Origin of the sequence: Cupriavidus taiwanensis (assembly GCF_900250115.1) — a bacterium.
GTDB classification, from domain to species: Bacteria; Pseudomonadota; Gammaproteobacteria; order Burkholderiales; family Burkholderiaceae; genus Cupriavidus; species Cupriavidus taiwanensis_B.
The window spans coordinates 542666-563761 of sequence record NZ_LT984804.1; the positions used below are offsets into that span (position 1 = coordinate 542666).

The following is a 21096-nucleotide window of genomic DNA, read 5'->3' on the forward strand; positions in this document are numbered from 1 at the left end:
TGCTGAAGGAGAACGTGATGAACACGAACACGGAGTCGGGTCGCGTGGAGTACGCGCTGGTGCCGACGGGCAATACCGACGGTGACTGGCACTATGACTTCACCAAGCTGGCCGAAGGCCAGAAATACCTGAAGCTGGCGGTGTACGCCCGCGAAGGCGAGCCGCGCGAGATGGAGCAGCTGCGCCTCAAGCCCGGCAGCGAGACCAGGCTGGAGATCCGCGTCGGGCCATCCGAAGCCTGGAGCGCCAGGGAAGACGGGCTGCCCGCGGCCCTCGCAGAGGTGGCGCGCACCATGCGCAAGCTGGCGGGGCTGGGCATTCCGGAGGACAGGCTGTTCGCCGCCGCGGCGGAGCTGGGCGCCCGGCGCGCGGTCACCGTGGCAGGCCGGCTGAAGGCGCCCCCGCACCCTGACACCGGCGAGGACGCCGAGCCGCACAGCGACGATACCAGCGCCGCCGGCTTCGACCCGATCGGGGCGCGTTCCGGCCCGGTCGGGGCGAAGGATTACCGCGAGCCGGCGATCAGCCTCAAGCGCACCTCGCGCGACCTGACCGCGGACTGGGCGCTGTGGCTGCTGATCAAGCGCAACGCCGACATGCTGAGCTGGGACAACTACGCGCGCCAGGTGGACCTGCTGTTCTTCGGCGCCAGCCCCCTGCCGGCGCGCGCGGGCGCACCCGGCGGCCCGGCGCTGTACGACGAAGCCGCGCGGCTGAGCCGGCGCCGCTTCCTGCCGTTCTCGGACACCGATGCCTATCGCGCGCTGAAGGTGGCCACCGAGGCCTTCGTGGTGACGTGGGGCGCCGTGGTGCCGTCCGCGCGCGACAGCGGCACCATCGCCCGGCTGCTCAGGACCGACGCCGCCGCGATCCATCTGGCCAATGACCGGCTCGGGCTGAACCTGGAGCCGGCACAGGTGGAGGAGATCGCCGGCCAGTATTTCGGCAAGGGCGCGTCGCCGACGCTGCCCTACCTGGAGCGCGTGGTGCAGGGCCTGCACGGCACCGACGCGGGGCGCACCGTCGACGACATGCGCGAAGCCATCGCGCGCTCCGGTGCGGCGGAGCATCCCGCCGCGCATGCCGCGACGCATCCCGCCGAGCCGCTGTCGAGCTCGCGCGAACTGGTGCCGCGCGACGACGGCCCGTGCGGCGACGGCTGCCTGTGGCTGCAGCACTGGAACAACGACATCTCGGCCAAGCTGAGCGCGCCGCCGCTGATCGAACTGATCTGGAGCTACTGGATGGAGGAGCTGCAGCTGGTGCAGACCATGAACGCGATCTCGCGCCGCTTCCAGAATCTCTCCGGCGGGCCCAGGGATCCGCTCAACCAGCTCGAGCTCGATCCGCTGCGGCCGGTGAGCAACATCATCTGGGGCTGGGTACAGGATGAGCAGCATCGCCTGCCGATCGAGCGGCGCGCGGCCGAGTACCTGCACGAGTATGGCTTCCGCCTGTTTGGCCGCGCGGTGCCGCGCATCCAGCCGGCCGACAGCCGCAGCAAGTTCCTGGGCGCGTTCCATACGCTGCTGAACCTGTGCGTGCCGTTCTTCCGGCAGGCCGACGATACCACCGTGGTGCCCGATGGCTTCCCGCTGCTGAACGCGCTGCGCGAGGTGCACCTGATCCTGTCCGAGGGCGCGCACAACCAGTTCGGCGACCTGCCGACCACCTCGCGCATCGAGATGATGATGCAGCAGTGGATCCTGGCGCGGCCGGAATTCCGCGAGTTTCTGCCGCGGCGCTCGATGATCGCGTATCCCGAGCCGTGGATGCACTCGGTGGAAAGCATGCGCAAGCTGCAGGGGTGGGGCGATACCAATACCTACCAGTTCTGGCAGCTCGCCACCACCGGCGAACAGATCGTGTCATCGATCCGCTGGAGCGACTGGAATTCGGTCACCGATCCGTCCAACGCGGCGAACTGGGCGGCGTATTTCCGCCCCGAGATCCAGACCTATATCCATTCATACCGGGCCGTCACCGGCGTGGACATCGGCGCCGAGCCGGTCGACGTGCAGGTGCCGGGCATGCACCTGCTGCGCCGGCTGCAAGAACACCGCGGCGCGCGTGTGGCCTGAAGCACCGCGGCGGGTGGCCGGGGCGGCCGGAGCGGCAGGCTCGGCGCCGTGCCACGGGGGCAGGGCAAGAGGAGGGGCAGGCGGCCATGATCGATTTCGCGTCGGCGCTGTACCTGGGCATGTCGCATCCCGCCGCGCAACTGGGCGGCTATGCGGCGCTCACCACCGGCACGCCCGCCGCGCTGTCGGTGTCGCCGCTGGCCGGCACGCTGGCGGCGCGGGCGGCGGCGCTGCAGGGTTGCGAGGTTGGCCTGGCGGGGCCGTCGACGCTGCACCTGTCGCTCGACCTGTTCGACCGGCTCGGCCGCACCCATGCGCTGGTGGCCGACGACACCCTCTATCCGGTGATGCGCTGGGGGCTCGAGCGGGTGCGCGGGCTCGGTGTCCCGGTCACGCTGTTCCGCCATGCCGACCTGGCCGACCTGGCGCGGCGACTGCGCCAGGCCAGCGGCACCCGTCCGCCCGCGGTGGTGACCGACGGCACCCGCCGCGAAGGCGCGCCGGTGGCGCTGCGCCGCTATCTGGCGCTGGTGCGCGAGCGTGGCGGGCTGGTGGTGGTCGACCATACGCAGCTGCTGGGACTGGCCGGCGCGCATCCCGGTCCGGGACATCCGTGGGGCAGCGGCGGTGGCGGGCTGCTGCGCTACGCGGGCCTGGCGCCCGCCGAGCCGGTGCTGCTGCTGGCATCGTGGGCCAAGGCCTTCGGCGCGCCGCTGGCCACGCTGTGCGGTCCCGCGGCGCTGGTGGGCGAGATCGCCCGCGACGGACCGACCCAGGCCCATTGCAGCGCTGCCTCGCAGGCCGCGCTGCTGGCAGGCCTGAACGCGCTGGCGCGCAACGGCCGCGACGGCGACGCGCTGCGAGCGGCGCTGCTCGAGCGCGTGCGGCGCCTGCGGCGGGGTTTGCGCTGGCTGGCGCAGCAGCGCTTGCCGGACCTGCAGATCAGCGTGCCGCTGCACCCCATGCAGCAGTTGCGGCTGGGCTCTGCCGGGCGCACGCGCGCGCTGCACGCGGGGCTGGGCGCGGCGGGCTTCCGCACCGCGTTGCTGCGCCAGGCCGAAGGGCGCTGCGCGGTGGCGGTGGTGGTGCGCGCCAGCCATGCGCCGCAAGAGATTGACGGCCTGCTGGCGGCGCTGGCCGCGCTGGCGGGCCAGCCGGCCGTGACGCGCGGGCGCGCGCCGCCGGCCTATCGGGAGAGCCTCCATGTTCAAGACTGCGGAAGGTGAAACACTGGAACTGGCGCCATGGCGCATGCGCCGGCTGCTGCGGCTGTTGGCGGAGGTGCGCCGCTACCCGGCCGGCGCGCCGCCGCAGGCGCTGCTGACCGACCTGCGCCAGCTGGTGGCGCGCGCACGGCGTGTCGGTACGCCCTCGCGCCGCGGCACGGCCCGGTACGAGAGCCGGCTGGACAGCGGCGGCGCGTGCTGCCGCGCCTGCCTGCTGGCGCGGCGGCAGGCGGGGCGCCTGTCGCTGGTGGGGCTCAGCCTGGACCGGTGGCGCGCGCCGGCCAGCCGATACGAGAGCGAGCCAGCGCTTGCCGAACTGGCGTTCGAGTCCGCGCCGAAATCCGCCAACGTGACGCTGCAATGGCGGCGCTGGCCGAGCCTGGACGCCGCCGCGCGCGCCACGCGCGGTGGTGGCGTCTACCTGTTCCAGCGCGGCGCGACGCCGGTCTATGTCGGCACGGCAGCGAGCCTGCCGGCGCGGCTGGGCGTGCATGGCTGGTACCACGCGCGCCAGGGCAGCGCGCGCGCCGGTGCCTCGTGCCCGTGCGCGCCGCCGCTGACGGTATGGACGGCCAACGTGGCCAGCGCCGGCGAGCGCGCGGCAGTCGAGCACGCCATCGTGCGCACGCTCGCCAACAAGGGCTTCGCGCTGGCCAATGACAAGCTGCGCGGCACGGTCACCGTCGGCAGCGGCCTGTCGATCCGCAACCTGGTCCCGGCCGGCATCCTCGGGGGCGGCAATGACCTGAGCTACGGCCCCGGCCAGCGCTTCGAGCTGCCGCGATGATCGTCGATTTCCATGTCCATGCCGGGCAGGGTGACGGCATGTCCGGCCCGTGGGACACCACCGCGCCGCTGGCCGACTATGCCCGGCGCGCGCGGCAGGCCGGCATCGCGCATTCGGTGCTGCTGCCGGTGTTCCAGTCGGACTACGTGCGCGGCAACCGCGAGGTGGCGGCGCTGGCGCGCGTCGATCCCGGGCGCTTCACCGGCTTTGCGATGGTCCATGCCGAGCGCGACCGCGACCGCGTGCATCGCATGATCGACGAAGCCGTGCTGCGGCTGGGCCTGCGCGGCATCAAGGTGCATCGGCACGATGCCCCGATCCACCGGCAGGTTTGCGATGCCGCGCGCCGCTGGCGGCTGCCGGTGCTGTACGACCCCGGCGGCGAGACCGGCGCGCTGCGCCTGCTGGCCCAGACGCATCCCGAGGTGGCGTTCGTGTTCGCGCACCTTGGCAGCTTTGCCGACGACTGGGCGGCGCAATGCCAGGTGGTGGACCTGATCGCGCGCTATCCCAACCTGTTTGCCGATACCTCGGGCGTGCGGCGCTTCGATGTGCTGGAGGAAGCGTTCCGGCGCGCCGGCCCCGGCAAGCTGCTGTTCGGTTCCGACGGGCCGTGGCTGCACCCCGGCCTGGAACTGGCCAAGCTGCGCGCCCTGCGTCCCACGCCCGCGGACTTTGCCCGCATGGCCGGTGGCAATGCGTTGCGCCTGCTGGCGCGGGTAGCGTTGCCGCCGCCGATGCCCATCAGAAACAATGCGCGCATCGGCCAGCGCATCACGCCGACGGCGCCGGCCGTACCTGCCGCCGCAGCTGCAGCGCCCGCGGCGTAACCTGCAACAGCTCCGCAGCGCGGCTGGTGCAGCCGTGGCGGCTTTCGGCCACCTGCACCGCCATGGACTCGGCGACCTGGCCGATATGCTTCAGGCCGAGCCCGGCGTCGAGCGCGCCTTCGATGGCATGGCGCAGCGCTTCCGGCCATGGGTTGACGATGTCGGTCGCGAGCCCGTTCCGCAGCGCCGGCACGGGACCGTCGAGCCCGCCCGTGCTGATCACCTGGAAGCCGCGCTGGCGCTCGGCCAGGCGCGACACTACATTGCGCAGTTCGCGTACATTGCCGTGGTAATCGCGCGTCACCAGGTAATGCATGACCTCCGGCATCACCAGCGGCAGGCCCGGCCCGGTGCCGGCCAGGCTCTGCGCGAGGAAATGCCGCACCAGCAGCGGGATATCCTCGCGGCGCTCGGCCAGCGAGGGCGCGCGCACGGTCCACTGGGTAATGCGGAAGTACAGGTCGCTGCGAAACCGGCCAGCCTGCACCTCGGCCTCGAGGTCGCGGTTGGTCGCGCACGTCAGCCGGAAGTCCGACTTGCGCCAGCTATCCTCGCCCACGCGCTTGTACATGCGCTCCTGGATCACGCGCAGCAGGCGCGCCTGCAGCGGCAGCTGCAGCTCCCCCACTTCATCCAGGAACAGCGTGCCGCCATCCGCCAGCGCCACCGCACCGTCGCGTGCCGAGACGGCGTGGGTGAAGGCGCCCCTGGCGTGACCGAACAGCTCGCTGCCCGACAGCTCCGGGCTCAGGGTGGTGCAATCCACCACCACGAACGGGGCGCGATGGCGCTCCGGATCGAGATCGTGGATCAGTCGCGCCAGCAATTCCTTGCCGCAGCCGCTTTCGCCCAGCAGCAGGCAGGTGCCGCGGCCATAGCGGCCCACCTGCGCCACCGCGCGCAAGGTGGCGCGCCATGCCGGCGAGTCGCCCACGGCGCGCTCGCGCAACCACGGCGCATCCAGCACCGCCTCGATCTCGGCCAGCCGGCACAGCCGCGAGGCCAGTTCCGTGAGCAGCGCGTCATGGTCCGGCGCGCAGACCAGGTCGCAGAGGGCGGTGGGCCACCAGGCCTCGGGGATGCAATGGCAGCGGGTGGCGGCGGTGCATCCGGCGATAAAGGCGTCGGCGCGCGGCTCGGCGCGCAGCCAGCGCTGCGCGGCCTCGGTGACGCGATTGCCGTCGGCCACCACCAGCACCGCCAGCATGCCGCGCGCGCCCTCGTCCAGCGGCACCTGGTCGGGCAGGCCATGCTCGTGCAAGTCGCGCTCGAGCCTGGCACGATCGTCGTGATACAGCACTACGCGCATCTTGCCCCCGCACGAAAGTGAGATCTTCGGCAGCGGGGCCGCGGCGCGGGCGCGCTATCCGCGCATGCCATGCGCCGCGGCGCTGCCGGCCTGGATCAGGCGGCGGGCTGGGGGTGTCGGTAGCGATGAGGCCGTCGGCAGCGTGACGCCGCGGCCGGGTCGGAAAGGATCGGCAGGCCGGAGCGGGCCTGTGCCTGCAGCCAGTTGCCGCAGCATCGCCTGCATGCGAGGGAAACCTGGTATGGCCGCATGGAAGCCCCCCTTTGTTTTTTGTCTCAGAATACTAGTCAGCGGCGAGGGGGCAGGCAATATGAACTTAATTTAAGACTGAGATGCCGCTGCGTTACTGGCGGGCAGGGGGCGGGTTGTCGGGACACCGGGGCGGGAAATTCAGGCAGCAGGCGTTGGTGCCGAGGTGCAACGCCTACGGCAACCGCAAATCCCACAACACATCCAGTACGTGTTGCGTGGAGCGCTCGACGTAGCCCGCACGACAGGCAATACCGAGCCGCCGCCACAGCGCCGGGCGCAGCGCACGCATGACAATGCGACTGTCGGGCAATGGCGTAGTCGCCTCATGGGGCAACAGCGCTGCGCCGTAACCCGCCGCTACCAGGCTCTTGATCGCGTCGTTGTAGTTGAGCTGAATGCGCGGCGCGGGATGGTGCCCCGCGCTCGCGAACCACTCCGCAGTCAGGCGCGAAAGACGCGTGGTCGCGTCATTGAGAATGAGCGGTTGCGCCGCCAGCCATGCAGGGGTAACGCGGGCCGGACAGCGCCAGTGCGCCGGCACGAAGGCCATCACCGGGTCGCGGCGCCAGGACTTGATCACCAGTCCGGCCACCGGGGGCTGAGGCAGCGCGACCACCCCGACATCCAGCGTCCCAGCCACCAGCCGGGACAGGGTCTCTTCCGAAGTATGCACGGCGATCTGGATATCGATGGCGGGATGGTGCTTGCGCAGGACCTCGAGCGCTTGCGGCAGCAGGTGCGCGATCACGCCCGTGGACGCGCCCAGACGCGCACGCCCTTCGAGCCCGTCCACCTGGCGCTGGATATCGTCCAGCGCCTGCTCCGCGTCGGCCAGCAGCCGGCGCGCGCGCTCCACCAGCACCGCGCCGACAGGCGTCGGTCCCACATGGCCGCGCTTGCGTAACAGCAGTGGAGCCCCGATGCGGTCCTCGAGTTCGGCGATGTGGAGGCTGACCGTCGGCGGCGCCAGGTGCAGGGCGCGCGCCGCATCGGCAAAGGAACCGCGATCGGTAACGGCGACCAGGGTGCGCAAGCGGTCCAGGCTGAGCTCTCGCATGACGAAGTCCTATTCAGGAAAGCTGAACGTTATCGTTATGAAATTCAACTTTCTCTATTCTAGCCCTCCGCGCAACATAGGGGCTCAGGCTTACCTGTTCAACCCAACAGTCAGCGGAGTCATCCACCCATGAGCTCTCCCGTAGTTTTCATCGACGGCGACCAAGGCACCACCGGGCTGCAAATCCACGAGCGGCTGCGCAACCGGACCGACATCCGGTTGTTCACACTTCCCGCTGCGGAGCGCAAGGATGCGCGGCGGCGCGCGGAAGCCATCAACGGCTGCGACATCGCCATCCTCTGCTTGCCGGATGCCGCCGCGCGCGAGGCAGTGGGCGCCATTGTCAATCCCGCCGTCCGGGTGATCGACGCCAGTTCCGCGTATCGCACACAGGCTGACTGGACCTACGGGTTTCCGGAAATGGCGGCGGGGCAGGCTGAGCAGATTGCCAACGCATCTCGGGTCACCAATCCCGGATGCTATCCGACCGGTGCGGTTGGCCTGCTGCGTCCGCTGGCACAGGCCGGGCTCATACCGGCCGCTTACCCGATCAGCATTCATGCGGTATCCGGCTATTCCGGACGCGGGCGTGCCGGCGTGGCGGAATATGAGGGGCAGGGCGCGGCCAGCGCGCCTTCCTACCAGGTATATGGCCTGGAACTCGCGCACAAGCACGCGCCCGAAATCGAGCAGCACGCCGGCCTGGCGCAGCGTCCCATTTTCGTCCCTGCATACGGAGCGTTTCGCCAGGGCATCGTGCTGACGGTGCCGCTGGCGTTGCGGCAGCTGGCACCCGGCGTGGATGGCACGACTTTGCACTCCTGCCTGGCGCGCCACTATGCCGGAGCGACTCATGTACGCGTGTTGCCGCTGCAGGAATCACGCGCCCTGACACACCTGGACCCGCAAGCGCTGAACGGCACCAACGACATGGATTTGAGCGTATTTCATAACGTCGAAAGCGGGCACGTGCTGCTGTCCGCGGTGTTCGATAATCTTGGCAAGGGCGCATCGGGCGCTGCGGTGCAGAACCTAGAGCTGATGCTTACGCGGCGATAGTGGCGGGTGGCTCGAGCTAATGCCCGGCCGCTCCGTATGCAGACAGTTGTTGCCAGGCTCGTCGCGGGGGTCGGATGTCTCATGCAGGCCGAAACTCTGACTTCGGGCTGCTCGCGCTTACGCCGGGGGACTGCCGAAAGGGAACTCAACGGGGTGACGAGAGCGCAAGTTTGGCTTTCACGCCAGGCGCCCTTACGCGTACTTGGAAGCGTCGAGATACTAAGGATCCCGGAAGGTACAGATGCTGTTTCCCAGGGACGACCGCTATCGCGATATGGGCTCGCGTCGGCCAGTCAGAAACCAGGTATGCACTGTACCGATGCCCTTTGCTGCGATGATGCCGCGTTCTTCAAAAAGAAAGGATTTCTCCAGCAGGTTGCGCGTCGCGTCGGTAACCTGCACCCGTCCAGCTAAGCTATGGGACTCCATCCGACTCGCCGTGTTGACTGCATCGCCCCATAAGTCGTAAATGAACTTGCGCTTACCGATGACGCCGGCCACTACCGAACCACTATTGATACCGATGCGCATCTGGAGGCTATAGCCAGTGCGTCGATTGAACAGGTTGAGCGCGTCTATCATGTCCAGCGCCATGTCCGCGGCTCTGACGGCATGGTCGGCAATGGGCTCCGGTAGCCCCGCTGCTGCCATGTAAGCATCCCCGATAGTCTTGATCTTCTCAAGTCCGCGACGGTCGGCGATGGTGTCGAATTCGGTGAAGATCTCATTGAGCACTGCGACGAGGTGCTCGGCGCTCATGCCCGTTGAGAAACGCGTGAATGCCACGATATCCGCAAACAAGACCGTCACCTCCGGAAAGCTGTCGGCAATGATTTCCGGAATGCTGTCGGCTACGATCTCCGGACGTGCTTTCAGTCGTTCAGCGATCGGGTAGGGCAGCAGGTTCAAAAGCAGCCGCTCCGAGAGCTTCTGCTCAACCATGAGCCTGTCATAGAGATTCTGAAGCTCATCGCGCTGACGGCAGATCAGATCCCAGCTTGCCTGAAGCTCCTTGTTTTTTTGCGCAAGTGCTGCCTCGGCGCGTTTCTTTTCCGTGATGTTGCGTCCCTCCGGCAGTAGGAACACCACGTTGCCATTCGAATCCCGGATGGGCACAAGCGAGAAGTCGACAATGATCGTCTCCGCGCCGATATTTTGGCTATACACCTCGAAATCGCTGCGAACGAACTCGCCTTGGCCTGCGCGCTGGATCAATTGCCGTAAATCGTTTTGGGTTTCGGGGGAGATGACCCACCATCGCGCCTCCCAGAATGGCTTTCCCCGTATGTCGTCCATATGAATGCCGATTCCGTCCAGCGCCGCCCGATTGATCTCGAGCATCCTGCCGTCGAGGTCTAGCAGACCGACGTACTGGAACATCGCGTCCAGCATGATGCTCGCCAGCTTGGCTCGCTGGGTTTGAAAGTCGTCGTGTGCGTAGAGCGTTACATCCCGCACCCGAAGCTCGGGGCTGGCCGCGAACAACTCACGGCTAATGAGGGCCATGTTTCACCTCTTTCGCCCCGGCGCTATTTCATATGTAAGGTGGCTGTCACGGGACTGCTGCTATTGGAACATATCTGGAACCGTGCGGCACACTGAACTCCGCGTGCCACGTTGCCCTTCGCACGGAGGTAAAATCCGCGCCCCAAAGCACATTGGGCCCGTCGCTTGCGGGCCCATTCCGTCAGAACGCTGTGACCACCTTGAACCAGAATTTGTCGCCGCCAAACCGGTTCTCGGCATAGGCTTCATGCTGCCATTGGGCGACGAAGCTGGTGCCTTTGGCGTTGGTATAAGAGACGCTCGGGCCGATAGCGAGCACCTCGCCGCGACGGCCACGGCTCCATACGCCGGGCACTTCCGGCACCACGGCGCCATTGAACTTGTCGTCCGTGATCTGCTTCAGATAGTAGCCGCTCAGACCGACCGTCCATGGGCCAATATGCTTGCCCAGGGCATAATCGACGTGCAATTCCTGGCCGGACTGATAACTTCCCGTCATGCCGCCGAAGCTGGCGTCAGTGTTCTTCCCCTTGATGTTGTACATAAACTTGGCCGAGACTTCCCAGCCGCCGTGGCCAAGCCACGTGAATGCGGCCACTGGCTCGAACGCCCAGTAGTTCGCGCCGATGCTGGTCCGCGGATCGTTCCGGTCGTAGCGCCCCGTGGGCACATAGATGTCCAGACCCGTCGTGACATGCCAGTTCGCACCATGCCAGCCGAGGACAATGGGGTCGATCGTGATGTCGCCCAGGCCAGTGGCGTTGCGACGGCCGCCCATCTGGGGCAAATTCATGGATTGGTAGACGAGCGGAACGATGGCTTGCATGCCCCAGCTTGCGCCAAGAAGCGTGATGTCGGTGACCTTTACCACCCGCAACGCGTCGAACCAGGCATCAACCTTTGCCGGACTGCCGGCGATATTTGCATTGTCGCCGTCGCCATCTTTGAGCTTACCGCCGTAGTAGCCGGTGTAATTGAGGAGATAGGTGCCCGGCGGAGGCAAAGCACCCGACATCCAGCTTTCAGCTCCATTGGGATACTGGTCTGCGCCCTCCTTGGCGAGCGCCTGATTGCCGCCTGGTGCAAGCGAACCGGCCAGCAGGGCCGCGATTGCTCGTTTCTTCACTTCGTTCTCCTCCTTTTCTGGTTATGCGTGGCTCAGTGGAATATCAGCCGGGAATCAGCGCCAGGACGCGAAGCGGACTGCCGGAACCGTCCTTGATCTTCAGCGGGGCAGCGACAATCAATGCGCCCTGCGGCGGCAGTTGGTCGAGATTGGTCAGGCACTGCAGACCGTAGCGGTTGTTGCCATGCATCAGGTAATGGCACGGGAACGGCAGCTCCCAGCCATAGGATTGGCCCGCATCGGTGCCGATGGCTTCGACGCCGAATCCGTGGACGTCGCGCTCGTCAATCATCCACTGGACAACCCCCTGGTCAGGACCTGGGGTATGCATGCCATCGTCACGCGCATTCAGGTACGCTTCGGGACTGGTGCGCTTGGACCAGTCGGTGCGCATCAGGACCCAGGAGCGGGCAGGGATGCGGCCATGCCGGGCTTCCCAGGCCTTGACGGCGTCGACGGTGAGCAGGTAATCCGGGTCTTCCGCAGCCTCGCTCGAACAGTCAATGACGCAAGCGGTGGCAAAAAATTTTTCGGCGGGGATGGTGTCCGTTGTATTGTCCGGCAGGTCCTTGCCGGAGATCCAATGGACGGGTGCGTCGAAATGGGTGCCGGTATGCTCGCCGCAGGAGAAGTTGTTCCAGTACCAGTTCGGGCCGCGATCGTCATAGCGCGAGATGGTCTCTTGCCGGAACGGCCAGGTCTGGCCCATCTCGGGCGGCAGCGAGATGGTCGGGAATTCAGAGCTCAAGGTCTGCGTCAAATCCACCACGCGGATGCGGCCGGACAGCAGATCGGCGGCAAAATGGGCAAGGCTGCTGCTCATGGTTGTCTCCTGTAGTTGCTTCACTTTTCAGTTTGATTTCGCCCGTTTCTTTGCGAGCGCGTTGGCGACGTGGTATCCGGAGGTACCGCCAAGGCCGGGTCCGGGATGGGTCGAGGCGCCGATGTGATGCAGATGTTTAACCGGGGTAGCGTGATCCTTGATGCCAGGGACTGGGCGCCAGAACATGAACTGGTCGATGCTGCATTCGCCGGAATAGGGATCACCGCCGACGAGGTTGACGTTCATCGACTCAAGATCGGCAGGGGAGAGAACTGTCCGCCCGACGATGCTTGCCTTCAGGTTTGGCACCTGGCGCGCAATCCGGTCGATAATCCGGTCGGCGTAGCGCTCGCGGACTTCGGCAGTCCAGCGACCATCCGACGGGACAGTGATCTCTCCAAGTGCATCGCCTTTGACTTGGCGCGGGCACTCCGGCACCTGAATCCAGAGCACCCAGCCTCCAGCCGGGCTTCTGGATGGGTCGACAGCGCAAGGCTGGGCAACGCAAATCGTGCCTTCTGCCGGAAGCAGGCCTCGTTCCGCTTCGCTGACTGCCCTGGAGACACCGTCCAGACCCGAGGTAAGGTGCAGGTAGATGACATCCCGCAGATGTTCCTGGGGCCAGTCGGGAGGGGCGGACAGCGCCAGATGGATCTGCATGTTGCCCTTGCCGTATCGGTACTCGGCTGCCTGCTGGCGTAGGCGAGGCGGAACGTGCTCAGCGGCCAATAGCTTCCCGTAGAGCTGGCCAGGCGTGACGTTGCAGATGATCTCCTTGCCCATGAAAACGCGGTTGTCCCGCGTCCTGACGCCGCGCGCCGAACCGGCCTCGACCAGGATGTCCTCGACGTCGGCATTCACATGGAAAGCACCGCCCCGGCTCTCGATGATTCTGCGGAAGGCGTCGACAGTACGGGCATTGCCGCCCTGGACGATCGGCAGGCCAACCGCTTCCAGCGTGAAGGCGACTACCTTGCCCATCAATGCGGACAGCGCGCTTTCAGGGCCAAGGCCGGTATGCAATACCCAAGGCGCGAGCAGCGCCTGGACCAGGTCGGATTTGACCCGCGTCTCCAGCCAGCTGCGGCAACTCATCAGGGCGGGGGAAAAGAAGGCGACGGTGTCATGCACGCCTTGTTTCCACAGACGACCCGCCACGGTCTTTGCAACTCCGGCACTCCACAGTTCGTTGCCGAGCAGGGAGAACACCAGGCCGGCGTTTTGCTCGACCTCTTGCATGGCCGCCTGAAAGGCATCGCCGTCGCCGCTTGCCAGCGCATTGAAGGCGCTGACATTGCGCTCACGGGAGGTGCTGAGAATCAGCGAACGGTTATCGGGCAGCAGTACGCCAGTGGGCGTGTTGTTATTGCGGTAGCTGAGTCCTGCCTGATGAAGATCATCCTTCAGCTCCGCGTAGCCCGGCGAGGTGACAAAGAGCGGATGTGCCGTGGACAACGTGTCGTGCAGATAGCCCGGTGCGTTGAGTGCCTCTGTGCGAATGCATCCGCCCAGCGCGCTATTGCGTTCCAGCACACACACGCGCTTGCCACGTCTGGCCAGAACGGCTGCGCAGACGAGCGAATTGATACCACTGCCGACAATGACGGCGTCATACGTACTCATTGGATTATCCCGGGGGCAAGGATAAGAGAGGTCGGCAAATACGTCGGGTCGCGGCGTTGGCCAGCTTCCTTCAGACGGATTGCGTGTGCGGTACCGGAATCAGGTCGCGGCGACGTACTCGGTGCGGATCAGGTCGGACAGCTCGGTCAGGGCGTTCGCGGTACGAGCGTAGTTTCCCTTGTAGAAGAGCAGGGATTCCCGATCCGACGTGTCAAAATGCCGGACCTCGCCAAGGAAGATGACGTGATCCCCGCCGTCATACTGATGCGTGTTGCGGCATTGGAAAACCGCTGCGCATCCTGGCAGGACAGGAGAGCCGTCGAGGCCATCCGTGCATGGGACGCCTGCGAACTTGCCATCCGTGCCACGTGCAAAGCGATTGGACACATCTTCCTGGTCGGCGGCCAGAATGTGAATCACGAAACTGCCGGTGTTCTGAAACGCCTCAAGGCTGTAGGATTTTTTTGCAAGGCTCCACAGCACCAGTCGCGGCTCCAGCGATACCGAGCTGAAGCTGTTAACAGTTACGCCCCATGGTTCACCGTCTGGGGTGCGGGTTGTGACAATCGCTACGCCGGTGGCGAAGCGGCCGAGGGCATTCCGAAACTCGCGTGCGTCGGTCATGGCTGTCTCCTGAAGCCTGCTGCACCGACAGGAGCAGGCAGGCAACTTGTTTTCGGGTATTTTTTGTTTGTTCTGCCTCAGGCGGCCCGGGACTGCGATTCTTGCGCGATCCAGGCGTCGGTGGCTTCCTCGTCGAACCAGTAGCTGCCGTAGTCGCGAGGATCATTGAAGCCGTTGGCGATGCGATGCGCGATACGCGGTGCATGTTGCGCCGTGGCCAGCAGCCTGACGATGTGATCCGGCGGCGGGAACAGCAGCGAGTTGGTCCAGCGGATCACCGGCTCGGCGTAGCCTTCGTAAAGGCCGTCGAAGGTCGATTGCATCCATGCCTTGTCGAAGGGCTTGTCGCCGTGGCGCAGGATGGAATCGAAATAGTGCAGGGCGCCCTTGGTGGCGTTGTTCGAGCCTTGGCCCGTGATCGGGTCGTTGACCATGACGGCATCGCCGAGGCCCATCACCATGCGGCCGGATGGCAGCGTAAGCGTGGGGTTGCGTACGGTCGGCGTGACACGCCCGCTCAGAATCCCGTTGGCATCGGTGAGCTGCACGCTGGCACAACGCTCGCTCTCCCACGGCAGGTACTCGCGCAGGATGCCGAGACAGACATCCAGATGCTGGTCGGCCGACTTGACATCAGCCCAGCGATCCATCGGACCGCCCGGAATGGCCTCAAAGACCATGATGTCGCAGGCCTGGGTCTCGCTGCTGCCCTTGGTCGTCAATGCCGGAAACACGAAGTATTCGCCGACGCCCGGGATCAGATTGAAATTGACGCACTCAAACGGGCCGCTGCGCTGCATGCCGGTCACATAGGCCAGCGCGAGCTGGCGCTGCGGATGACGCACCGGAGAGCGGGCCTCATTGCGGGTCAGCAGGTTGACGATCTCCCCTTTGCCACCCGCCAGCAGGACCAGGTCATGGCTCTGCGCCAGAGCCTCGAGCTCGGGAATTTCCACGTTCTCGATGCGCAGGTTGCCGCCACGGCTTTCGAATTCGGCCATCCATCCGGGCATCTTGACGCGCTGGTCGACGGATTGCGCAGAGGCATTCAGGCGCGCACGCCAATGGATGGCCATTTCGCCCTTCCCATCATCGGTGGGGATGGTCAGACCAATGCCATCGACGGTAGGGCACTGTGCCTCCCATTGATTCAGGCCGAAATTGCGCTCGATCTGAAGCGCCTGATCGAAAATGCATTGGGACGACATCACCTTGCCGCTCCAGACTTCCTCTGCCGTGCGGTTAGTGACCAGCGTGACCTCATAGCCATGATGCAGCAGGGCGCAGCCCAGCAACAGGCCTGCTTGCCCTGCGCCAACAATCGCGATCTTGCGCGGCGTGATCTTCGAAATGGATTGGGTGGTCATGTCTCTCTCCAGTAGGGGTATCGTGCTTTTTTGGCTGGCGCTTGCGTGCGCCACGGCCGGTGGTCGCTTTAAGCGGTGAGCCGCTGGATGGCTGCCTGCCGGCCTTCCGGGCCCAATGCGCCATAGCCGCCATCGCAGGCGTAGTCGGTGCCCGTGACAAAGCCGGCAGCGTCGGACAGGAGAAAGAGGACCACCTGCGCGACTTCCTCGGGCTTGCCGAGCCGCCCGAGCGGGTGGAAGTCGGCAGCGACGCTGTCGGCCTTCGCCTTGTTGCCACCGCTCAGCGCACTGATCACCGATGACCAGGTCCATCCTGGTGAGACTGAGTTGATTCGAATGTTGTCGGGAGCGAGATCAAGCGCAGCGCTGCGAGTGAATTGCTGGATCGCGGCTTTGGTGATCGGGTACAGCCAGCGCCCGGACTGCGCCACGCCGGCCGAGATCGAGGCAAAGTTCACCACTGCGCCGCCGCCGCGCTTCTTCATCTCCGGCACGCAAGCCTGCAGCATCATCGCCGCGCCAACCACGTTGACGTTGTAGGATTCCAGCCACTGTTCGCGCGTGGACGCTGCACCATTGTCGACATAGGTGCAGGCGCAGTTGACCAGCAGGTCGATGCCCCCAAAGGCGTTCACGGTCTCGGCGATGCAGGCAGAGATGGCGGCGTCGCTGGTCACGTCCACTGCAACAAAGCGGCAATGCGCAGCATGGCGTTCCGCAACCTGATTGCCTCCTTGCTCGTCGATGTCGACGACAACGACGTTGGCGCCAGCCGAGACAAGGGCCGCTATAACCGCTTCGCCGATCATGGTTGCGCCACCGGTCACGATGGCCGTCTTGCCTTGAATTCCTTGCATGTTGTCTCCACTTTTGTATCGGCTCGCACGTAGCCATGTGAAAGACAGTTTGGTGTACCAGTGACGATGCTTCTATCCGCAATCCGCGTTCCGATATCCGGATAACGAGCCGATGCAAAGTCCGGGTTGGTCGTATGGAGAGGAGCGGTGCGCGGCAGCGTTGCCGGTTTTTTGGAGCGGCGATTCCAGCCCAGCGGGGATGGTGGACTTATTTTGATGTATCAACAATTACGGTGAAGGGAGGCGCGGTTCGATGAGCGATGCATTTGACGCTGTCGGAGCAGCGAGAAGGCTACGGCGCCTAGGACCTTGGCTCGCCTAGGACCTTGGCTCAGCTCCGGCACGGTGCAAGGTCGCCGATGGTGGTACGCCAAAGCGCTTCTTGTAGTAGGCCGCAAACCGGCCCAGATGGGTAAACCCGAAGCGATAGGCAATATCCGCGACCGAAACCTGCTTCGCGCCCGCTGCGGCAAGCAGCGCTTGTCGCACGCTATCCAATCTGACGTCTCGCAGGTAGCCGACCGGCGTCGTATTGAGATGGCGGCGAAAGCCTTCCTCCAGCGCCCGGATGCTGACGCAGGCGACCTGCGCCAGGTCGGCCACGGTAAGTGGCTGGTCGACATTCGCGTGCACATAATCAATTACGCGCTGCAAATGACGCGGCTTGGCGGGATCGGTGCTGCGGGCAAGGAACTCGGTGTAGGTATGCGGCTGAAGTAGCAGCAGCGTTCGCAAGAGATAGTCCTCCATCGAAGCCACCGCGACAGGAAACTGGAGCCACTGGGCACCGTGCCGGTCGATATTGCGGGCAAGGTCGAGTACGGCCTGCGTCCACGAGCTCGACGGCCCCGCTTGCTTCGGAAGGGTGGGCTCGAACGACAGCGGCTCGCCCGGGTCGCGCCCCGTCAGCAAGGCAAAGCGGTGCTCGATCGCCTCCTTGCTTATCCACAGCAACACCTGCGCACAATCGTCATGCCACTGCATGCGCGTCGGCGTCTCAGGGCTCAAGAGACTGGCCGTGTGTACATCGGAAAGGAATTTCTGATGCCCGCAAAGAATGTTGGCATGCCCGGTTACCGGAATCTGCGCCAGATAAAAATTCCCCAGGCGGCCAGGGTCGATCTCGACATGCGCGCCATAGGCGAGGAAGTTGATCGCGGTCTCTTGCAGCCGCACAAGGTTGTGTTGCACATGCAGATGCTGCGATGCACCAATCACCCGCAGCTCATGGGGGCAAAAGACTGCCGCGACCCTGCCCTGCGTCTCTTCCGGATCCACGGAGCGAAACAACGGGTAGTCAGACAGCATTGCGCTCTGCGAGCCGTCTTCTGCACTCGTCGGCGCATCGGTGTTGGAGCTGGACCGGGGGGCGGTTGGCATTTGTCTCGTTCCTGCGGAATTGCATCCTGGCGTCGTTGGCTGGACAGCAACAGACGCTCGCGCCATTCAATGACTTTGTACTGAAAGTCCCTTTTTGCATCAAGAGGGAAAAGTCCTGCCGCTCGGTCTTGGCGGCGGAGCAAACCGGGCGCCGTGGTATGTTCTACTGCCGCGCGGCCGCCACGGTCGTCCCATCGCTCACCGTACCTCATGAACAAGTCCATCGACACCTCCGAAGACGAATTCGTCGACAACTACACGCCGGCATTGCTGGCCCAGGCCAGCCAACTGATCTCGGGGGAATTCCACGCCATCGTGGTGGCCAACGGCTTCACCGTTTCAGACTGGCGCGTGCTGTCAACGTTGTCGGGCGGCAAGCCGATCAGCATCGGAGAACTGGCGCAGCTTTCGGTGACCAAGCAGCCTACCGTGACGCGCCTGCTCGACCGGATGGAAGCGCAGGGTTACGTGAAGCGCATTCCCCATGAGACCGACCGGCGCATCACGCTCGTGCGCATCACTGCGCGTGGCCAAAAGCTGACCTCCGGCCTGATCGCCCAGGCGCGGGCCCACGAAGCGGAAGTGCTGGCACCGCTCGGGGAGAAAAAAGCCGACGAACTGCGTGCCACGCTGAAGCTGCTGATCCGGCTGCACCGTCCCGCCATCTGAGTCCATCTCCCCGCGTCAGGCCGGCCGGCGCATCTGGAAGAGCGTGGTCTTGCTGACCTCGTAGTAATCCGCCGGACCGCCACCGCGCAGGATGGGACGAGCAGCGGCGGTGTCATACACGCCATCCTGGACGAAGGCGCGGGCGATATGCACGCCGACCACTTCCCCCAGCACCATCCAGGTGCCCAGCATCGCGCCGTCGGCCCTGCCCAGTTGCATGACTCGAGTCGCGCGGCATTCAAATGACACCGGGCTTTCCTGTACCCGGGGCGCGCACACCAGGCGCGATGGCGCCTGTGTCAAGCCCGCCAGGACGAACTCGTCGACTTCGGGGGCCACGCCGGCGCTGGTCATGTTCATGCGCTCGGCCAGCGGTCGTGTGACCAGGTTCCAGACAAAGTCGCCAGTCGCCTCGATATTGCGCACCGTGTCCTTGTAGCCAACGCTTGAGAAGGCCACCACCGGCGGGGAATAGTTAAAGACGTTGAAAAAGGCATAGGGCGCCAGGTTTGGTACCCCTGCCTGGTCCAGGGTGGCAATCCAGCCAATGGGGCGCGGACCGACGATGGCGGCCAGCGGATCGTGGCGCAACCCGTGGCCCAGCGTGGGCTCGTAGAAGTGGATGTCGTCCATACGCGTGCGAGATGCACCGCCGCCGGGCATCCCCGGAGGCGGAGAAGGGTGGGGACGCTTAATACTTGCCGCTCAGCAGCTCGCCGCAACCGGCAACTTCCGTGCGGAGATTCAGCTTGCGCAGCATCTGCCAGGTCGTGGCCACGGCTGCCGACAGCGTCGGAATGCCGGATTCGTCCTGCACTTGCTGGATCGACGGCAGCGACTGCATCTGCACGCAGGCCGACAGTACGATGGCATCCACGCCGGTGGTGTCGACACGCTTGTAGATCTCGAGCAGGTTGGCGGGATCCTGTGCGGCGACCTGCAGGTTATCGGGGATCTCCAGCGCGGTGTAGTCCTTGACTTCGATGCCTTCGCTCTCGATGTACTCGACCACCATCTTCGTCAGCGGCTTCATGTAGGGGCATACCACCGAGACGCGCTTCGCGCCCATGGCGTGCAAGCCGTCCACCAGCGCGCCGGCGCTGGTTACCACCGGAGCCGGGTTGCCATTGTCGACGGTGCGCTGGGTGAGACGTGCTTCGGACACGCGGTGATAGCCTTTGCCCATGCTCATGATGGCCACCAGGCAGGCGTAGCCCAGCACGTCCACGCGCGCGTCGGAGAGTTCGAGGGCGCAGCGGTCGCTATCGCGGTCCATGGCTTCAAGCTCCTCCTTGACCACCTTTTTCATGCGCATGCGGCTGGAGTGGAAGGTGAAGCGCTCCGCAAAGTCCTTCTCGCGCTCGCGCAGCATGGCTGGGATTTCCGTCTCCATGGTGGTGTTGGACGACGGCACGATTTGCCCGATGCGCAGCGGCTTCTGGGGCGTCAGCAGGAAAGACATTTACTTGCTCTCGGAAAGGTCGAATGCATTGAGTTCGGCTTGGTCGGCGTCCAGGTCAAGCGTCTGGGCGGCGCCGTCCGTGAATTGCACGGCCTGCAGCGGCCGGCGGTCGACGCGCAGGTCAAAGATGTCGAAGCGGTTGTAGTGGCCGGTGATGTCATGCATCTGGCGGGGCTGGATGCAGCGCGACAGGTCGATGTCGGCGTAGACGATGCCTTCCACGTCGACCAGCGGCTCGCCGATCACGCGGCCGTCCGGGCCCAGGAAGCCGGAGAAGGCGCTGTTACGGCGGGACAGCAGTTCGCGCGCCTTGGGGTTCAGCGGGCTCATCGCCTCGATGATCTCCTCCGACACCGTCGAGCACGACACTGCGGTAAACACCTTGCCCTCGAAGCAGTGGGCGGCCGCGCGCACTTTGATCGCCTCGGCCATGTCATAGTCGGCCGGCGCCACCGGCAGCGCGATATAGCTCGCCACGTGCATCAACTCGCCTTGCGACAGCAGCGAGAAGCGCGCCAGCGTGTTGGTGTTTTCGCCGCACGCAAGCGAGCCGAGCGGCCCGACGCTGGTCTGGTGCACGCGCAGTGCCGAGGCGTCGCCATTGGCCCAGGTCAGCTTCTCGGCCCATGTCGGTACCAGCTTGCGGTGGCGGCCCAGGATGCGGCCTTCATCACTGATCGTGACCAGCGTGTTGTAGAGGGTGCCGACGCCGGTGCGGCTGCGCTCGTTGACGCCAACTACTACGTTGATGTGGTTGGCGTGCGCGGCCTGCGCGATCTTGCGGATTTCCGGGCCCGGAATTTCGATGGAAGCCTTGACCAGCTTCTCGAACCAGGGACTGGCGTCTACAGGGTTGGCCAGCCAGCTCCAGTACGGGTAGCCGGCCACGAACACTTCCGGGAATGCGGCCAGCTTCGCGCCGTTGTCCGCCGCCTCTTTGACCAGGCGGCAGACCTTGTCGACCGTTGCGTCGGCATCCAGGAAGACCGGAGTCGCCTGGACCGCTGCGGCCTTGAATGTTGGCAGGTTGAGCATTGCAGTTCTCTCCTTACGCTTCC

At 65.3% G+C, this 21096-nt stretch carries 19 protein-coding genes; 6 read left to right on the top strand and 13 right to left on the bottom strand.

The window, feature by feature from the left end; genetic code table 11:
- Positions 1-17: 17 nt before the first annotated feature.
- The 4 genes from CBM2586_RS19265 to CBM2586_RS19280 all read left to right on the top strand — a co-directional run bounded on the left by CBM2586_RS19265 (position 18) and on the right by CBM2586_RS19280 (position 4924).
- Positions 18-2081, top strand: coding sequence for an 8-amino-7-oxononanoate synthase (locus tag CBM2586_RS19265; protein WP_115689237.1), 2064 nt, complete (start codon positions 18-20; stop codon positions 2079-2081).
- Positions 2082-2167: 86 nt separating this feature from the next.
- Complete coding sequence (locus CBM2586_RS19270; RefSeq protein WP_115689239.1) at positions 2168-3307, top strand: aminotransferase class I/II-fold pyridoxal phosphate-dependent enzyme; 1140 nt, start codon at positions 2168-2170, stop codon at positions 3305-3307.
- Positions 3285-4094: a hypothetical protein gene (locus CBM2586_RS19275; protein WP_115665381.1), complete on the top strand. Its 810-nt coding sequence runs from the start codon at positions 3285-3287 to the stop codon at positions 4092-4094. The genes CBM2586_RS19270 and CBM2586_RS19275 overlap by 23 nt, the downstream gene beginning before the upstream one ends.
- Complete coding sequence (locus tag CBM2586_RS19280) at positions 4091-4924, top strand: amidohydrolase family protein (RefSeq protein ID WP_115689241.1); 834 nt, start codon at positions 4091-4093, stop codon at positions 4922-4924. The genes CBM2586_RS19275 and CBM2586_RS19280 overlap by 4 nt, the downstream gene beginning before the upstream one ends.
- Here CBM2586_RS19280 and CBM2586_RS19285 read toward each other — a convergent pair.
- Positions 4869-6233 carry a sigma 54-interacting transcriptional regulator gene (locus tag CBM2586_RS19285; protein WP_115689243.1) on the bottom strand — a complete coding sequence of 455 codons (1365 nt, stop codon included), beginning with the start codon at positions 6231-6233 and terminating at the stop codon, positions 4869-4871. The genes CBM2586_RS19280 and CBM2586_RS19285 overlap by 56 nt on opposite strands.
- Before the next feature lie 424 nt (positions 6234-6657).
- On the bottom strand, positions 6658-7542 hold the full coding sequence (locus tag CBM2586_RS19290) for a LysR family transcriptional regulator (RefSeq protein ID WP_115665378.1): 885 nt from the start codon (positions 7540-7542) through the stop codon (positions 6658-6660).
- 129 nt (positions 7543-7671) lie between these two features.
- Here CBM2586_RS19290 and argC point away from each other — a divergent pair, with 129 nt between their 5' ends.
- The gene (argC, locus tag CBM2586_RS19295; RefSeq protein WP_115689245.1) at positions 7672-8601 is read left to right on the top strand and encodes an N-acetyl-gamma-glutamyl-phosphate reductase; all 930 of its coding nucleotides are present in this window, start codon (positions 7672-7674) and stop codon (positions 8599-8601) included.
- Between the two features lie 264 nt (positions 8602-8865).
- Here the strand turns inward: argC and CBM2586_RS19300 are convergent, their stop codons facing one another.
- The 8 genes from CBM2586_RS19300 to CBM2586_RS19335 form a co-directional block, all read right to left on the bottom strand.
- Positions 8866-10107 (bottom strand): adenylate/guanylate cyclase domain-containing protein, encoded by a 1242-nt coding sequence (locus CBM2586_RS19300; RefSeq protein ID WP_115689247.1) that lies wholly within the window; start codon positions 10105-10107, stop codon positions 8866-8868.
- Between the two features lie 181 nt (positions 10108-10288).
- On the bottom strand, positions 10289-11233 hold the full coding sequence (locus CBM2586_RS19305) for a SphA family protein (protein WP_231942622.1): 945 nt from the start codon (positions 11231-11233) through the stop codon (positions 10289-10291).
- A 43-nt stretch (positions 11234-11276) separates the two neighbouring features.
- Positions 11277-12056: a cyclase family protein gene (locus tag CBM2586_RS19310; protein WP_115665375.1), complete on the bottom strand. Its 780-nt coding sequence runs from the start codon at positions 12054-12056 to the stop codon at positions 11277-11279.
- Positions 12057-12083: 27 nt separating this feature from the next.
- The gene (locus tag CBM2586_RS19315) at positions 12084-13679 is read right to left on the bottom strand and encodes a phytoene desaturase family protein (RefSeq protein ID WP_115689249.1); all 1596 of its coding nucleotides are present in this window, start codon (positions 13677-13679) and stop codon (positions 12084-12086) included.
- A gap of 99 nt (positions 13680-13778) precedes the next feature.
- Positions 13779-14303 (bottom strand): flavin reductase family protein, encoded by a 525-nt coding sequence (locus tag CBM2586_RS19320; RefSeq protein WP_115665374.1) that lies wholly within the window; start codon positions 14301-14303, stop codon positions 13779-13781.
- 77 nt (positions 14304-14380) lie between these two features.
- Entirely contained in the window at positions 14381-15670 is a 1290-nt protein-coding gene (locus CBM2586_RS19325) for a styrene monooxygenase/indole monooxygenase family protein (protein ID WP_115689251.1), read from the bottom strand.
- A 68-nt stretch (positions 15671-15738) separates the two neighbouring features.
- A complete protein-coding gene (locus tag CBM2586_RS19330) occupies positions 15739-16527 on the bottom strand; it encodes an SDR family oxidoreductase (protein WP_115689253.1) in 789 nt (262 codons plus the stop codon).
- 318 nt (positions 16528-16845) lie between these two features.
- Positions 16846-17907, bottom strand: a complete 1062-nt coding sequence (locus CBM2586_RS19335) for an AraC family transcriptional regulator (RefSeq protein WP_115689255.1) — start codon at positions 17905-17907, stop codon at positions 16846-16848.
- Positions 17908-18117: 210 nt separating this feature from the next.
- Between CBM2586_RS19335 and CBM2586_RS19340 the strand changes: the two genes are divergently transcribed.
- On the top strand, positions 18118-18576 hold the full coding sequence (locus tag CBM2586_RS19340; RefSeq protein ID WP_115665370.1) for a MarR family winged helix-turn-helix transcriptional regulator: 459 nt from the start codon (positions 18118-18120) through the stop codon (positions 18574-18576).
- A gap of 15 nt (positions 18577-18591) precedes the next feature.
- On the opposite strand, the gene CBM2586_RS19345 is transcribed toward CBM2586_RS19340, so the two are convergent.
- The 3 genes from CBM2586_RS19345 to CBM2586_RS19355 are packed head-to-tail and all read right to left on the bottom strand — an operon-like array spanning position 18592 to position 21073.
- On the bottom strand, positions 18592-19209 hold the full coding sequence (locus tag CBM2586_RS19345; protein ID WP_115665369.1) for a flavin reductase family protein: 618 nt from the start codon (positions 19207-19209) through the stop codon (positions 18592-18594).
- Positions 19210-19267: 58 nt separating this feature from the next.
- A complete protein-coding gene (locus CBM2586_RS19350; RefSeq protein ID WP_277349534.1) occupies positions 19268-20038 on the bottom strand; it encodes a maleate cis-trans isomerase family protein in 771 nt (256 codons plus the stop codon).
- Positions 20039-21073 (bottom strand): carbon-nitrogen hydrolase family protein, encoded by a 1035-nt coding sequence (locus CBM2586_RS19355; RefSeq protein WP_115689257.1) that lies wholly within the window; start codon positions 21071-21073, stop codon positions 20039-20041.
- Between the last annotated feature and the right edge of the window lie 23 nt (positions 21074-21096).